General features: G+C 36.1%; 11 protein-coding genes and 1 pseudogene. 8 read left to right on the top strand and 4 right to left on the bottom strand.

Annotated elements, in window-relative coordinates; genetic code table 11:
- Positions 1-3: 3 nt before the first annotated feature.
- Both LEP1GSC059_RS02675 and LEP1GSC059_RS02670 read left to right on the top strand, forming a co-directional pair.
- Positions 4-1,011: an aminoglycoside phosphotransferase family protein gene (locus LEP1GSC059_RS02675; protein WP_017215263.1), complete on the top strand. Its 1,008-nt coding sequence runs from the start codon at positions 4-6 to the stop codon at positions 1,009-1,011.
- Entirely contained in the window at positions 1,008-1,736 is a 729-nt protein-coding gene (locus LEP1GSC059_RS02670) for a sugar phosphate nucleotidyltransferase (RefSeq protein ID WP_017215264.1), read from the top strand. The genes LEP1GSC059_RS02675 and LEP1GSC059_RS02670 overlap by 4 nt, the downstream gene beginning before the upstream one ends.
- 236 nt (positions 1,737-1,972) lie before the next feature.
- On the opposite strand, the gene LEP1GSC059_RS02665 is transcribed toward LEP1GSC059_RS02670, so the two are convergent.
- The 3 genes from LEP1GSC059_RS02665 to LEP1GSC059_RS02655 form a co-directional block, all read right to left on the bottom strand.
- Positions 1,973-2,851, bottom strand: coding sequence for a hypothetical protein (locus LEP1GSC059_RS02665; protein WP_002177613.1), 879 nt, complete (start codon positions 2,849-2,851; stop codon positions 1,973-1,975).
- 790 nt (positions 2,852-3,641) lie between these two features.
- Positions 3,642-3,962: a hypothetical protein gene (locus tag LEP1GSC059_RS02660; RefSeq protein ID WP_002154550.1), complete on the bottom strand. Its 321-nt coding sequence runs from the start codon at positions 3,960-3,962 to the stop codon at positions 3,642-3,644.
- 148 nt (positions 3,963-4,110) lie between these two features.
- Entirely contained in the window at positions 4,111-5,448 is a 1,338-nt protein-coding gene (locus LEP1GSC059_RS02655) for a glucose-6-phosphate isomerase (RefSeq protein ID WP_002177604.1), read from the bottom strand.
- 889 nt (positions 5,449-6,337) lie between these two features.
- Between LEP1GSC059_RS02655 and galK the strand changes: the two genes are divergently transcribed.
- The 4 genes from galK (at position 6,338) to LEP1GSC059_RS02635 (ending at position 13,349) form a co-directional block, all read left to right on the top strand.
- Positions 6,338-7,489 carry a galactokinase gene (gene galK, locus LEP1GSC059_RS02650; protein ID WP_020980270.1) on the top strand — a complete coding sequence of 384 codons (1,152 nt, stop codon included), beginning with the start codon at positions 6,338-6,340 and terminating at the stop codon, positions 7,487-7,489.
- A gap of 15 nt (positions 7,490-7,504) precedes the next feature.
- Positions 7,505-7,927 (top strand): STAS domain-containing protein, encoded by a 423-nt coding sequence (locus LEP1GSC059_RS02645; RefSeq protein WP_002154546.1) that lies wholly within the window; start codon positions 7,505-7,507, stop codon positions 7,925-7,927.
- A gap of 82 nt (positions 7,928-8,009) precedes the next feature.
- On the top strand, positions 8,010-8,558 hold the full coding sequence (locus LEP1GSC059_RS02640; RefSeq protein WP_017215266.1) for a uracil-DNA glycosylase family protein: 549 nt from the start codon (positions 8,010-8,012) through the stop codon (positions 8,556-8,558).
- Between the two features lie 1,107 nt (positions 8,559-9,665).
- Complete coding sequence (locus tag LEP1GSC059_RS02635; protein ID WP_020980184.1) at positions 9,666-13,349, top strand: Ig-like domain-containing protein; 3,684 nt, start codon at positions 9,666-9,668, stop codon at positions 13,347-13,349.
- Between the two features lie 217 nt (positions 13,350-13,566).
- On the opposite strand, the pseudogene LEP1GSC059_RS22730 reads toward LEP1GSC059_RS02635, so the two are convergent.
- Positions 13,567-13,704: pseudogene (locus LEP1GSC059_RS22730) on the bottom strand (IS66 family transposase); the annotation flags it as partial.
- A gap of 32 nt (positions 13,705-13,736) precedes the next feature.
- Here LEP1GSC059_RS22730 and tnpA point away from each other — a divergent pair.
- Together tnpA and LEP1GSC059_RS24795 are read left to right on the top strand one after the other, a co-directional pair.
- The gene (tnpA, locus tag LEP1GSC059_RS24800) at positions 13,737-13,901 is read left to right on the top strand and encodes an IS66 family insertion sequence element accessory protein TnpA (RefSeq protein ID WP_420323970.1); all 165 of its coding nucleotides are present in this window, start codon (positions 13,737-13,739) and stop codon (positions 13,899-13,901) included.
- A 204-nt stretch (positions 13,902-14,105) separates the two neighbouring features.
- Positions 14,106-14,183 carry a hypothetical protein gene (locus tag LEP1GSC059_RS24795; RefSeq protein ID WP_420323969.1) on the top strand — a complete coding sequence of 26 codons (78 nt, stop codon included), beginning with the start codon at positions 14,106-14,108 and terminating at the stop codon, positions 14,181-14,183.
- Positions 14,184-14,304: the final 121 nt, after the last annotated feature.

The raw sequence follows: 14,304 nt of genomic DNA, 5'->3' as shown, positions 1-14,304 counted from the left end.
TCTATGAACGTTTCAATTTCTCTCACTGATCCAGAGTTGAAATTTTTGGAGTTTTCCGGAAAACTTCCTCAAGAGATTATTCCGATCGTTTCCGAAGCCTCTGATCGAAAGTATTTTCGTGTCGTTTATCCGGACAGAACCTTAATCCTTTGTAAGGACGTTCGTTTTCAACACGACTTTGTAGAGATCGCAGATTTTTTAAACCATGAACAATTTTTAGTTCCTGAAATTCTTAAAAAAGATCTGATCCATTTTTTAATTCTGATGACCGATGGAGGAGAAAAGGATCTGACTTTGATTGAGGACGATTTAGAATATAGAGATTGGCTCATAAAATCGATAGAAATACTTGTCAAATTACAGAAGACAAATCCAATTCCTCCCGTTAGTTCTAGAGATTTCGATTTAGAAAAACTCGATTTCGAAAGTGATTTTACATATTCTAATTATCTAAAATTCAAAAAAGAATTTCAACTTAAAACTCAACTAAGAAGCGAGACTAAAATTTTTATCGAAGAATGTTCAGCTTTTCTTGCGGAATACCCGGTGAAAGTTTTTTGTCATAGGGATTTTCACGGAAGGAACCTACTGATCAATTCGGAAAATCAAATTTGTATGATAGATTTTCAGGACGCGAGAATGGGAACTCCCTTTTATGATCTTGCCAGTATTCTTTACGACGCATACAGACCGATACCATTTGGGATGAGACAAGGACTATATCAGGTTTTTCTAAAGCTTAGTGAACAAAATTTTCCGAAATCCAAAGAATGTTATTATATCCAATGTCTTCAACGTTCTTACAAGGCCCTCGGTTCTTATTTTTATTTGATAGCCGACAAAAAGATGGATAAGTATAAGGAAAGTGTTTTGAATGCGCTTGATAATCTTTTAGAAATTGTTCAAGTGGGTTTGTTTCCGGATCAACTTTACGTATTTTTTCATTTATTAAAAGAAGAACTCTTATCCAATTCTAACTTTATGAAAGGGGTCGGGAAGGTATCTATTTGAAATTTTTTATCCCCGCAGCCGGTTTTGGAACGCGGATGAAGGAACTTACTAAAAATATTCCTAAACCGTTACTTACCATAAACGGAATTCCCCTTATCTATTATTCTTTGTTTCAAGCTTGGAAACAGAATGCGGAAGTTGTGATAATCAATATTCATTATCTCGGAGAGAAGATTCGTAAAGAACTAGAAACGTTTTCACTTTTTCCGTTGGTTTTCTCTGAGGAAAAAAAAGAAATTCTGGGAACGGCGGGAGGAATTAGAACTGGATTGGAAAGGGCGGGATGGATGGGAGAAACAATCGGAATTATCAATCCTGATTTTCTTTATTTTCCGGAACATTTTTTTCAAATGCCAAACACTCTTTTAGAAGAAGATTGTCTTTTGTATTTATTGCCTCAGCCAAGAATGGCGAGTTATACCGGATTTGAATTGAAAAATGGAAAAATTCTTTTTGGAAAAGGAAACTTGTTCTACGTAGGAATTTCTGTGTTGAATAGTGATATTTTGGATAAAATTTTACCAGAAACTTTCTTTGATCTTTCTCAAATCTTTCAAGAACTTTCCGTTAAACAAAAGTTAGGCGGAGAATTTTTTCCGGGAGATGCGTTCGATTTGGGCGAAAAAGAATATTATCTTTCTCTAAAGGATAGAGACTTTTCCGAACGTCTAGGTTCTAGTTGGAAAGAATTTTTGGAGCTTTGCAGACTTCCAAATCATAATTAACGTGAGCAGGGCGTAACGCGAAAGGGATCGATGAATGAACTAAAGCAAAACGCTCTCCTGAACTCAATGCATCGCTCCCTAAGGGTCGCTCTGCAGGGTCGCGTTTTAGAGTCAATAAATTGAATCTAAAGACGATTGTTGTATTATGTTTCCTGTATGCAATTTATTGACCAGAGTTGAGAGCCTGGCCGGCTGCCTGTGGCAAGCCGGTTCGCCCCGGTTTTCTTATGCCAAACTCACGTTAAATAAGAAGAAAAACACCAGGCGCAAATTCCGTTTCCAGATCGAACGGGTTCTGGAATTTCTTTAACTGGAATATCCTCCGGAATTTTTGAGAAAAAAATACGATCATCTACGGTTCTACCGCAATAACTGCAGCGACTTGTTTTCCAAGGAAGTTTCGGTTCTTGGTTTTCGTTTGTAAAAAGAGAAACGTTTCGGGTCTGTTTACGAATACTTTTATATTCTTCTCCGAACGGAATTTCCAGTCTGGAAACATGGATGTCTTCTCCGGAACTGAATCTAAGTAATTCCGGTTTTAATCCGGTTTTACGAAGTATCAAAATTGAAAACGCAAGCCCAAGATTTCTGCCTTCTTTATCTTCCGGATAAGAATTATAATAATCCATTAAGTTTTTATATTCCATTGCCGAAGCAAGATATTTTCTCAGACGTTCTTCTATAAATGGAATCGGTTTAGAATTATTGAATACTTCTGCGGCCAAACCGGTATGGTTGTGACGAATGATCACTTTCAGGAATAAACCATTTGACTTTAAAGAATTTCTTACCGCTCTATGATCTAAAGTATTTAAAAATATTCTAAATTGTTCTTCACTAGAATCGAATAAATTTTGATCGAAAAAATCGATTCCGTTTTCCTGGCAAAAATATTCTCTCAGGTTAGAGATGGTTGCTCGTAGAAGCATTTCCTGAATTACAGGATAAACCACTGGGGCTAAATCGTTTTTATTATAGTTTTCTAAACAGAGTTTTACGAATTTTTCTAAATTTGATCTAAAGGAATCGTTGAGTATATATCCATCAAGTTCGATTTTTGTTCCCGTTTCGATTGCCCTAAGAAGACGGGTCCATCTTTTAAATTCTTGGTCCATTTTTACTTTAGTGGAAAATTTTCGGGAAAAACTATCTGAGTTCTCTAGAAAGAAAACCCATTTTTAGTTTAATTTGGAAAAAGAAGGAATATGAGAATTTTAGCAATCGATGATATTTAACATGAATTTGTGGGGAAAATAAAATGAGAAGAATTTTTTAAAAGTATGAATTCATACTTTTTAGAATTTGTTCGCAAAATCGTGATTTGAGGTAGTTCCCACATTTTAGGAATTGATCTGTAAAGCTTGGTCTCAGCTTTTTTAAGAAAAATGAATCATGGTTGAGTTTACGTTAATATAACATGAGTTCGGTATAACTAGTGCGAAATCAATTATTATGCTGCAATTCAAAGAGCAACATTCGTTTTTTATTCGTCCAGATTTTTTTACGTCGAATTTACGTTAAATATAAAATCTTAAAAAGCAAAGATCTTATTACGAATCCTGTCCAAGGACATACATTTTGAAATAAATTTCCGTTTTACTACCTTCCCAAAATTTAAAATGTAGGATCTCCCATAAAAAAGCTAACAATTCCAAGTAGTAAGATAAAAGTTGAATATGGTAAAAAATATGCCAATCCCGACTCTAAGAGTGGAATGCCCAAAGAATAGGGATTGGCAAAATTTGGAGATCCGTAAGTTGCAAACAGTAAGACAAGAATTCAACCCAAATAAAAAGAAGGGCTTATACTTAAAAGAGCAGCGTTGAGCATAACAAACACAACTAAAAGCGGACAATAAGACATATTTCCCCCGTAAAGTATAAAACTAAAAAGATTAAAGTTTTGTTATATGAGAGAAGGGGGAGGCAAATTCAGCAGATTGAGAGTTTGGATGTTACAGAAATGGAATTGGAACCTATCCTGAAGGGAAGTAACTTTGCTTTTGAATACGAATAGGGTATTTTTATGAGTCAAAGAGTGGAAACTAAGTAGGAATTCGAATTCCTCTTCTAATTGAACCGGCTCTTTGTATTCGGATTCAACCCCGTCTATAGTTTGTTTATGGGGATGCAACTTCCCAGGAAGATTGCTAGAAGAGGGAAACGAAATGGATACAAACAAAAACGCCAAAACGCAGGCGCCGATTTTGTTTCCGTATCTCTTCATAGTTTCATCCAGTTCTTGATTTTAAAAAGATGTCAAGCAGTAAAATGAAATTTTACTATAATCTTATATTCTTGTTATTGAGTGCTACTCTTTAAAAAATTCTATCAAACCGGGAATGTAGAAAACTATTAAAGATTTAGATAGGTTTTTAGTTTCCTAAAATTCTTTTACGAAGCGTTTCCCCTTCTTTTTCAAAACCTGGTTTATTCAAAAGAGCGAACATATTCTTTTTATACGCTTCGACTCCGGGTTGATCAAATGGGTTTACTCCTAAGGAGTAACCTGAAATTGCACAAGAATATTCAAAAAAATACATTAATTCTCCCAGAGATTGGGGAGATATGTCTGGAAATACAAGTTCTAAACAAGGCACTCCGCCATCCGCGTGGGCAAGTAGGGTTCCTAATCGTGCTTGTTCGTTTACGTATCCGAGTGTATTTTCCGAAAGAAAATTCAAAGAATCTAAATTGTCTTGAGTTGGTTTTAAGGTTAGATTTGAACAAACTTCGGAAGGGCTTAGGACCGTTTCGAATAAAATTCGTTTTCCTTCTTGGATGTATTGTCCTAGAGAATGTAGATCTGTGGTAAAGTCCATAGAAGCCGGAAAAATTCCTTTATTTTCTTTACCTTCGCTTTCACCAAATAATTGTTTCCACCATTCTGAAACATATCGAAGAGAAGGATTAAAATTTGCTAATACCTCTACATATCTTCCTTCGGATAAAAAATAATTTCTTAATGCGGAATAATAAGTAGCAGGGTTACGGGTGGGATCGGTAATCGAATGAAGATCATTTAGAATATTTTGAAACCCTAATATAAACTTACTGATCGAAATCCCGGCGGCTGCGAGAGGAAATAAACCTACCGGGGTTAAGACCGAATATCTTCCACCCACGTTATCCGGAATTGTAAATGTGTCGAGTTTTTCCGAATCCGCAAATTTTTTTAGAACTCCTTTGGACGAATCTGTAGTAGCGACCACTCTGGAAGATGCGGAATTGCCGTATTTTTTACGGAGAAGTTCCCAAAGAAGACGAAACGCGATGGCGGGTTCCGTGGTTGTCCCTGATTTAGAGATGACGTTGATCGAAAAGTTTTTATCTTCGAGATATTCTATCAGTTCAGAAAAATATCTGGATTCTAGATGATGTCCTGCAAAAATAATTTCCGGGTTTCCGGTGGAAGGTTTTTTGAAAAATGGAAGTGTGGCTTCTAATACGGCGCGCGATCCTAAATAAGAACCTCCAATTCCTATCACTACAATTACTTCGGAAGAATTTCTTAAACGTTCGGCGACTTGAGTTATTCTTTCAATTTCTGAATCTTCCAATTCTTTGGGGAGATACAACCATCCTAAATATTCGCTCCCTTTCCCTTGAAAAGAATGAAGCGTAAGTCGGGCTGATTCCGCTTTCTCTAAAAAAGGTTCGAGTTTAGGAGATTGTATAAAAGAAGAAGCGAATCTGGTTTCTAGTCGAATCATAAAAAAAGAACGCTTGAACAGTTTTAAAAAATGAAATCGATCGGCAAGAAAAATCCAATTTATGAGTTTATTGAGAAATAAGAATCTTTCGTCTTGAAAGAAAATTCAGAGATAGATCGCATAATTTTCTCTGGGGATTGACTCTAGAGAAACATTAAGACGTTCTGTTTAAGGGGATTTTTAACACATTACACTAGCACTAAAAATGGGGCATTTCATAAAACGTTTCGCTTCTTGAATTTAAAGTGTGGGATCTCTTACAAGAAAACCAACAATTTCGGATTAGATACAATTTTTTGAGAACTTCTGTATTTTTGCAAAAGTGATTGTTAATTCTTAGTACTATTTTCATACATCCTAGTCGTAACTCTCAAAAGGATTCAATATCGTCCCAGTCCCATCTAACAACTTCATCGAAGTTGTTAGATGGGACTGGATTTTTCCCAATGGCAAAAATTTTTTGTAAAAAAGAACTTGGGAATTTCTACAATTGAGTAAATCGGAATATTCCGTATACCAAACTATAGAAATTGAATAACGAAAACTATTTGAAAATTGGTTATAGACTATCTCAAAAATATTTTGTTTTTGCTTAAATGCCGATTCTAATTACTCTAAGATATTTTTGAAATAGTTTATAGTTCAATGGATGTAATTTGTGGGAGCTACGGCGAATTTGTAAGTGATGTCTATTAAAATTTTGGAATGATCTTTAAAAACCATTTTTAAAATCTCAATAAAAAAGTGTGGGAGTTTATACAATTTCAGAAAATCGGAATATTCCGTATATCAAACTATAAAAATTGAATAACAACAACACAGAGAAAGATTGACTAGAATCAAAGCTTCCGACAATGTTTCAAGACTTTCCAAATCTAAAGAGTAAATGATGAATCCGGAAGACTTGGCAGAAAATTTAAAAAGAGAATTTCCATCTAACGAAGAGAAGATTCGATTTTTTACCGCTCCAGGAAGAATCAATATCATAGGCGAACACGTGGATTATGCAGGGGGGATTGTGCTGCCAGCGGCGATTGATTTTTCAATTCGAATTGCAATCCGTAAAAATCAAATTCGAAAGTTCAGAATTTACTCTGTTTCTTCCAAAGAAAAAATTGAAGTAGAATCTATCGTCTATGATTCCAAACATACTTGGGTAAATTACGTTTACGGAATAGTAGATGAATTTAGAAAACTAGATTTCATTTCCGATTTTTTTGATTTAGTCGTTTGGGGAAATATTCCTCAAGGCGCTGGATTGTCTTCTTCTGCCGCTTTTGAAGTTGTGGTCGCATTCGCACTTTCTGAAATTCATAATTGGAACTTATCCAAAGAAGAAATTGCATTGTTAAGTCAAAGAGCAGAGAACCGCTTTGTAGGAGTTAACTGCGGTATTATGGATCAGTTTATTATTTCTACCGCGAGGGAAGGATACTGTATTGCTCTTGATACGGAAAGTTTAGAATACGATTTTCATAATATGGACTTAGAAGGTTACGAATTTTATCTGATTGATTCAAAAGTAAAACATTCTCTAAAAGATAGCGCTTACAATGAACGCAGAAAAGAAGTCGAAACCGCGTTTCAAAAAATCAAGAAACATAAATCGTCCATAAATACACTTTATCAGGCTGAACTGAAAGATTTAGAGAATGTTTCTTTTGGTTTGAGTGAAGTCGAAAAAAAACGAGCAAAACACGTGATTGGAGAAAGATTGAGAACTTCTAAAGCGATCGAGAATTTAAAAAATGGCAATGCACAAGAATTAGGTGATATACTTTTTGAATGTCATTTTTCGCTTTCTAAAGATTACGAAGTTTCTTGTGAACAAACTGATTTTATAGTTCATGAACTTAGAATGGAAGAAGTTTTAGGTGCAAGAATGATCGGAGGTGGTTTTGGAGGTTGTGTTTTGGTACTGGACAAAGTAGGTAGAAAAAATATTTTGTTTGAAAAAATAAAAGCCCGTTACTTTGATAAATTTCAAAACGAACCAACATTGTATTCGTTTAAAATCTCCGACGGGGTCAGGGAAATTTAAGAACTGGGGAAATGTATGGGATCAGAAGATTCGCTTAACCTCGACGCCAAAGAAGTTGATTTTTCAATTAACGAATTGGACGTCGCCCTACAGAAAGAAGATCTTCCCGAAAATTTTCCAAAAAACGCCGTGATCTTAAAAATCAGCGGAGAAATTAATCTTTACTCTGCATACGCGCTTAAGGAAAAATTTTTTGATTTAATTGATCGAGGATTTATATTCATTTTTGTGAATATGGAAAAAACTAGATATATTGATTCTTCCGGGCTGGCCGTTTTTGTAAATACACATACAAAGTTTGTGGAAAAAGGAAAAGGTGGAATGGCAATATTTTCTCCTTCTTCTCACGTAAAAAAGATTTTAGAACTTACAAAATTAAAGTCCACTATTCGGGTCGTGGATTCTTTGGCGGAGTCGATTAAGATTCTTTTAAATTAGATTTTTCTGTAGAATGAAAAATAGAAAATTAGAATATTCAAATCATATAGAGCGTCTTTTAAGTTGTAGAAAATGTTCTAATATGCAAGGAAATCCCGTGCATGGTTGTGTCCCTTCTTCAAAAATTATTAGTTTAGGTCAAGCTCCTGGAATTCACGAAGAAAGGTTTGGTAGACCTTTTGCCTATACCGCCGGAAAAACTCTTTTTGGTTGGTTCAAAAAAATTGAAATCGAAGAGGAAAATTTTCGAAGTAAGGTAAATATGTCTGCTGTTTGTAGATGTTTTCCAGGCAAAGCAAAAAGTGGGGATCGTAAGCCGGATTCGGAAGAAGTAAAGAATTGTTCCGAATTTCTAGAATTTGAAGTTCGTTTTCATAAACCGGAACTTTTGATTCCGATTGGTAAACTTGCAATTGATCAGTTATTTGAATTCAGAAAATATAAACTCGAAGACGTGATCGGTAAGAGTTTTTCCCGAGAATTTTATGGAGTTCACTTAGACTGGATTCCATTGCCGCATCCTTCCGGACTTAATGTATGGAATCAAACTGAAATCGGTAAAAAATTGATTCAAAAAGCCTTGGAATTGTTAAAAGGTCATCCTGTGATTCAACAAGAATTCTTCCGTTGATCCAAATTTGTGGGACTCATATAAAGTTTATATAAAAAATAAAACCGAATGCGTGAACTTCTCTATTTTTATTCTTTTAGAAATCAAAAGATTTACTGGATGAAGTAATATTCCTAATTTAACGTGAGTTCAACGTAAGGAATTCATTTTTCTGAAAATGAACTTTATGGATTAATTTCTGCAATGTGGGAACTCATATAAAAAGTAAATGTTTAAAAATTTGTAATGTGACTTAATTTGTGGTAACTGCAAATCGCGATTTTACGAACAAATTCTAAAATTGTAGAAACTCACATTTTTGGAAAACCCTTTCTCATTTTCTTACGCCGAATTCAAGTTAATTTAATAAGAATTTTATAAAGTTATAAATCAAGTTCTGCGTGTGGCAGAATATCATAAATTTGATATGAATTCTTTGTTTGGACATGAATTCAGAATATTCTTTTCTTTCTACTGAGCCATAGTATTTTTAAAAGCGAAAACGGAGAGATTTACTTTACGCACTTTTATTTTTTGGGAGAAAAATAGATTTTAGGAACCTAAAAAAAATAACGATTTAATTTTATGTGAAATCACTATTTTGCGATTTTACTTAGAACTGAAATAGCAGAGTAACTGATATTTTGTTCTGTAGTAAAGATTTGGTTACCCAATTTTATGAAAATCAGTAATCAAAATTAAAAAATTCTAATAAAACAATCAAATAGATTCAAATAATCTGTTTTACTGATGAATTCGTCTAACATAAGCAATTTTCTGTACGATTACTCAATTTGCTTTATATTTAAGCTATTCCTTTTAGTGACTTAATTTTGTATTTTCAAGTTATAAAATAAGTTAAATTCTTTTTCTTTTTCTTTTTGAAAAATGGAAAAAAAGTTTTTAAATGAAATTAAACCAATGTACCTAATATCATTTTTTTATAATAAAGTGTTCACATTAGTTGGCTTGGTAGAATCATTAACCCCAAATGGTTAGATACTTTGGGTTCCAAAGTTTATCGTTCATGTTATAACTCAAAGAGATAAAGACTGATTGTTTATGATATTCTACCGATACATGTTCGGCGCAATAAATAGAGAGCCCGAAGTATGTTGGAGGCTCAATATGCAGAGAATTATAAAAACCATTCTATTGGTTCTTTTTTTCATCTGGGGAATTAATTGTATTAACGGAAGTAAAAATTCCCTACCTTTCTTTGCTTATTTAGATTTAAGCACTAAAGGAGGAAATTCCTTTGCGATTGCACAAATCACTCCAGGTTCAGGTGTATCTGATATTCCTTTAAATACTTCTATCCAAGCGACTTTTAGTAGTTCTTTTGATTCTTCGAGCGTAACTTCTTCTACTTTTTTTCTTAAAAAAGGCGGAGATCCTATCTTGGCGACCTTACGTTTAGATAAAAATACTGCGGTTCTCATTCCTAGTTCTGCCTTATCTGCTTCAACAACTTACAGTGTAACAATTTCCAAAGAAATTAAATCTGCAGAAGGAATTTCTTTGAAAGAAGATCTTACTTGGAATTTTACCACAGCAACTATAGTGGATGCAGTGGCTCCTGCTTTATCTTTAAGAACACCCGCGGCTGGTGCTGCTCTTATTTCAAACACGACGTCTGTTCAAGTGGCTTTCACGGAGACAATGGACTGTACTACTGTTGATGATGTAACCCTCATGCTCAAAAATAATGCTACAAATGCAGTAGAGTTTTCTACTGTAAATTGTTTGGGTTCCAGTGCCACCTTAAGTCCAAATAACCCTTTGACACCAAATACAACCTATCGTGTTGAAGTTTCTGCTTCGATGAAAGATCTGGCCAATAATCCGCTCCCAGGTCCACAAAATTGGACTTTTACTACGGGAGCCGGTCCAGATAACACTCCTCCTACGCTTGCATTTGCGTACCCAAGCTCAGGTGAAAATGGTATATCGGTGAATTCTTCTATAAGTGTAGCTTTTGACGAACCGATTCATTGTGGTTCGGTTCCCGGAAATTTTACTTTAGATGATCCGTTGGTTCCTGGAAATATTGGAGTTGTTCTGAACTGTTCCGGGGCGACTGCTTCTATTGCTCCAGTGATGGCTGTGGGTTTGGCATTTAATACAACTTATAGAGCGACTCTTACTGCCGGAATTACCGATTTATCTTCCAATCCAATTACAGCACGCAGTTGGACTTTTACTACGGGAGTTGCGCCAGATTTTACACAACCTAACGTTACGTTTGCAGTTCCTGCTGCGTTCGCTACCGGAATAGGTGTGAATATTAATCCCACTGTAGTTTTTAGTGAACCAATGGCGTGTGGTACTGTAACTACAAACTCTTTTAAATTAAAACAAAAAGCTACAGGTACTTATTTGAATGGTAATGTAAGTTGTTTTGGAACTTCTGCAACCTGGACGCCGAATCCAGTTAATAATCTACTTGCGTTTAACACTGATTATGTTGTGGAAATCACCAATGCAGCTTTGGACAGTTCTAACAATGCAGCAATTCCAGCTTCTTGGGAGTTTAGAACTGGGCCTGGACCGGATTCAACCGCGCCGACCGTAGCTTTTGTAACTCCTGCAAATGGATCTACAGGATTGCCTATCAATTCTGGTGGAAGTATTGCCTTTGATGAAACGATGAATTGTGGAACGGTTTTAGGAAGTATTAGTATGGATGATGATATTAGTACTCCAGCCACTACTGTACCTCTAAATATCAACTGCAATGGAAATACGGCTACCTTTGCTCCCGATCCTTTAAATCCGTTGGCATTTAACACGACTTATACGGTAAAAATTGCCAATACTGCAACGGACGCATCGGGTAACTTAATCGGAGCTTATAGCTGGAGCTTTACAACAGGAGCGGCACCGGATGTAACTCCTCCTCAAATTTCTTTAGTTAGTCCTTTGCCTGGAGCAACTGGAATACCTACAAATTCGAATATTACGGTTTCCTTTAATGAAACGATTGATTGTTCTACCTTAAATCTTACGGTTAATAATGGAATTGCTGTAACTGCAAATTGTTCCGGAGCATCCGCAACTTTTACCCCTACTGTAGCAACTCCGTTGAACGCTGGTACCAATTATACAGTTACCGTAACGACCGTAAAAGATCTGCAAGGAAATACGATTCTTCCTAACCCTAACTTGGCTTGGAATTTTTCAACTGGATTAGCGGCAGATGTTACACCACCTACCGTTGCAATTCAAAACTTAAGAACCAATAGTGTAGTAGAATCTGGGTTTGTAATCGGAACTGCGGCAGATGCACGTGGGATTGCTAGTATTGAAATTTCCATCGATGGTGGAGGTTTTACAGGTACAGGCGTAATCGGAACTACTTCCTGGAAATATCCTTTACCAACGGGAGCTACTACTTGGAGACAAAACTCTCAACATACAATTCGGGTAAGAGCTACGGACACTTCTAACAACGTTACTACGTTAGCTGCGATTACTGTGAGTAAAGGAACTAACAAAGATATTAACGGGGATGGATATACCGATTTGGTTACTTCCGAATATGGACAGGGACTAGTGTATGTATTTCATTCTTCTGGAAACGCCGGGATTACTGCTACAAACGCTAGCCAGGCTAACCGCACTATTGTCGGATCTGCAGCAGATGAGTTTGGTAGGGTAGTTTCTCTAGGTGATGTCAATGGAGATGGTTACTCGGATGTAATTATAGGTTCTCCGACTTGGAATGGAAATTTAGGTCGTACTTATATATTTCATTCTTCAGGAAGTTCGGGAATCAACCAATCGTTTAGTGGGTTTGCTTCTTCTCAAATTAGCGGAACTGTTGCAGGAGGAAGATTCGGATCGAGTATAACCACTGGAGATTTGAATGGAGATGGATATTCAGATCTTGTTGCAGGTGCTCCAAATACAGCGAATGGAACCATTTACGTTTTTATTTCTGCTGGAACAAACGGAATTACGGCGACTACCACAGCTGGAGCTGCTACTAGTCGAATAGGGTCAGGTGCAGGCGAATTTTTTGGGTATTCGATAGCTATAGGCAATATGAATGGTGATAATTTTGCCGATATTGCGGTGGGCGCGCCTATGTTCAACGGCGGTAGAGGAAGGATCTATGTTTATTATGGAGCAGCAGCGACTGTATTAAATGCAGCAGCTCTAAACACTCTTACAAATAATTCTAATTTAGGGGCAAATATTGCTGTATTTGGAAGAGTTGTAGCTGTAGGCGATGTAAATGGTGACGGGTTCTCTGATGTAATAGGAGGAGCACCTCAATTAGATTTAAACGGAAATGTTTCATTTTGGGGTTCTGTACGCATATTTACTTCAAGTGGTGCCATTGGAGTTGTGGATAATACTCTTGGTAATGTCTCTTTTATCAATGGAACTGTAAATAATGATCTTTTGGGAACTTCTATTGCAGTTTGTGATTTGAATGGAGATGGAAGGGCGGACATTGTTGCTACCGCTGAACAACAAGGTGCTGCTTTCTCTACGGTTTACGTATATATTTCTCCAGTTGCAGTTCCAGGGGCACGTACTAAAATTGTAGATGCAACTACGAGTGTTACTGGAGTTGTCGGTTTAGGGATAAGTCTTTACGGGGGATTGAGTTTCGGTGATCCCAATGGGGACGGATTTACAGACCTTTTTATCGGAGGTAATGTTGGAAATGGGGTGTATGTATTTCACTCCTCAGCAGCAGGTTTAATCACAAACTTACCTGCTGCGGCTGCGACGAATATTGCAAGACCGGGATTTGCTATTCCGCCGGTGGGAGAAACTTACGGGATGTCGATTTATTAATTCTATAAAAAGCGGATGACGGATTGGAAAACCGTCATTAGAATATGGTTTTTCGTTTAACTAAGAATTTGTCCCAAGACCATCGGTTTCTTTAAAATTTTATAAAGGTTTTGAGATATTTTTTATATCATTTGTAAGCTAATGAAATACATGCTTACTACTTACGGAAGATCTTCACAAGAAATATTCCTCAAATTGAGGATCGATCCTGAGTTTTTTGCATTAAAGAATAGAAACTGGTACTCGCAGTTGCACCCTTCTGGACACAACCGGAGAAGAGCCAGTTTTTGCGACCGATCACAAAAGGACGAATATCGTTCTCGACGAGATTCGTATTCAACTGCACCTCAAGATGATTCAAAAGTAATCGTCTAAATTTGATAAACTATCTTTGATAAAAAAATCAATATAGATAAGCACCAAGAGTTTGATGATTTTTCAAAGAGCGGACTTTCACAACTTCAGTATTGTCAAGAAAGAGGCCTCAAATACACAATGTTTCGGTATCATTGGGAAAGGGTTTTAAGAATACGGAGAAGAACGATTCGTTGAAATACTCGATTCTTCGACAAGTGGTCAGTCATTGATGAATCAGAAATTTTGACCTTAAAAATAGAATTGTCGGGGAAGGTTTCGTTCCAAGTAAATGTACAATTTAGTTTAGGACGATGGAGTTAAATCCCGGAAGCAGAAAAGTCTGGGGCGACAGATTTAAGGAAATCAATCAATACGCTCTCTGTAATCGTAGAAGAAAAGATGAAAAAAGATCCGTATTTGGAGAGTGTCTTTCTCTTCTGCAATTCCAAGAAAGATAAACTGAAAATGCCCTACTAGGACAAAAGCGGCTTTTGCCTTTGACAGAAGAGACTGGAAGAGAGTAAGTTTCCTTGGTTATTAAACGGAATCGATTTCTTTAAAGAACACAAGAAACTAAAATAGAGTTGTTGAAAAATTT

The sequence above is a fragment of the Leptospira noguchii serovar Panama str. CZ214 genome (assembly GCF_000306255.2).
Taxonomy (GTDB): Bacteria; Spirochaetota; Leptospiria; order Leptospirales; family Leptospiraceae; genus Leptospira; species Leptospira noguchii.
Note: the sequence above shows the minus strand (reverse complement) of the source record. Positions and strands in the feature narration are given on the sequence as shown.

What these genes read in the sequence shown, in the direction of transcription:
- LEP1GSC059_RS02675 (WP_017215263.1), top strand. Translation starts at nt 4, where the DNA reads ATGAACGTTTCAATTTCTCTCACTGATCCAGAGTTGAAATTTTTGGAG.
- LEP1GSC059_RS02665 (WP_002177613.1), bottom strand. Translation starts at nt 2,851, where the DNA reads ATGGACCAAGAATTTAAAAGATGGACCCGTCTTCTTAGGGCAATCGAA.
- LEP1GSC059_RS02660 (WP_002154550.1), bottom strand. Translation starts at nt 3,962, where the DNA reads ATGAAGAGATACGGAAACAAAATCGGCGCCTGCGTTTTGGCGTTTTTG.
- LEP1GSC059_RS02655 (WP_002177604.1), bottom strand. Translation starts at nt 5,448, where the DNA reads ATGATTCGACTAGAAACCAGATTCGCTTCTTCTTTTATACAATCTCCT.
- galK (WP_020980270.1), top strand. Translation starts at nt 6,338, where the DNA reads ATGAATCCGGAAGACTTGGCAGAAAATTTAAAAAGAGAATTTCCATCT.
- LEP1GSC059_RS02645 (WP_002154546.1), top strand. Translation starts at nt 7,505, where the DNA reads ATGGGATCAGAAGATTCGCTTAACCTCGACGCCAAAGAAGTTGATTTT.
- LEP1GSC059_RS02640 (WP_017215266.1), top strand. Translation starts at nt 8,010, where the DNA reads ATGCAAGGAAATCCCGTGCATGGTTGTGTCCCTTCTTCAAAAATTATT.
- LEP1GSC059_RS02635 (WP_020980184.1), top strand. Translation starts at nt 9,666, where the DNA reads ATGCAGAGAATTATAAAAACCATTCTATTGGTTCTTTTTTTCATCTGG.
- LEP1GSC059_RS24795 (WP_420323969.1), top strand. Translation starts at nt 14,106, where the DNA reads ATGAAAAAAGATCCGTATTTGGAGAGTGTCTTTCTCTTCTGCAATTCC.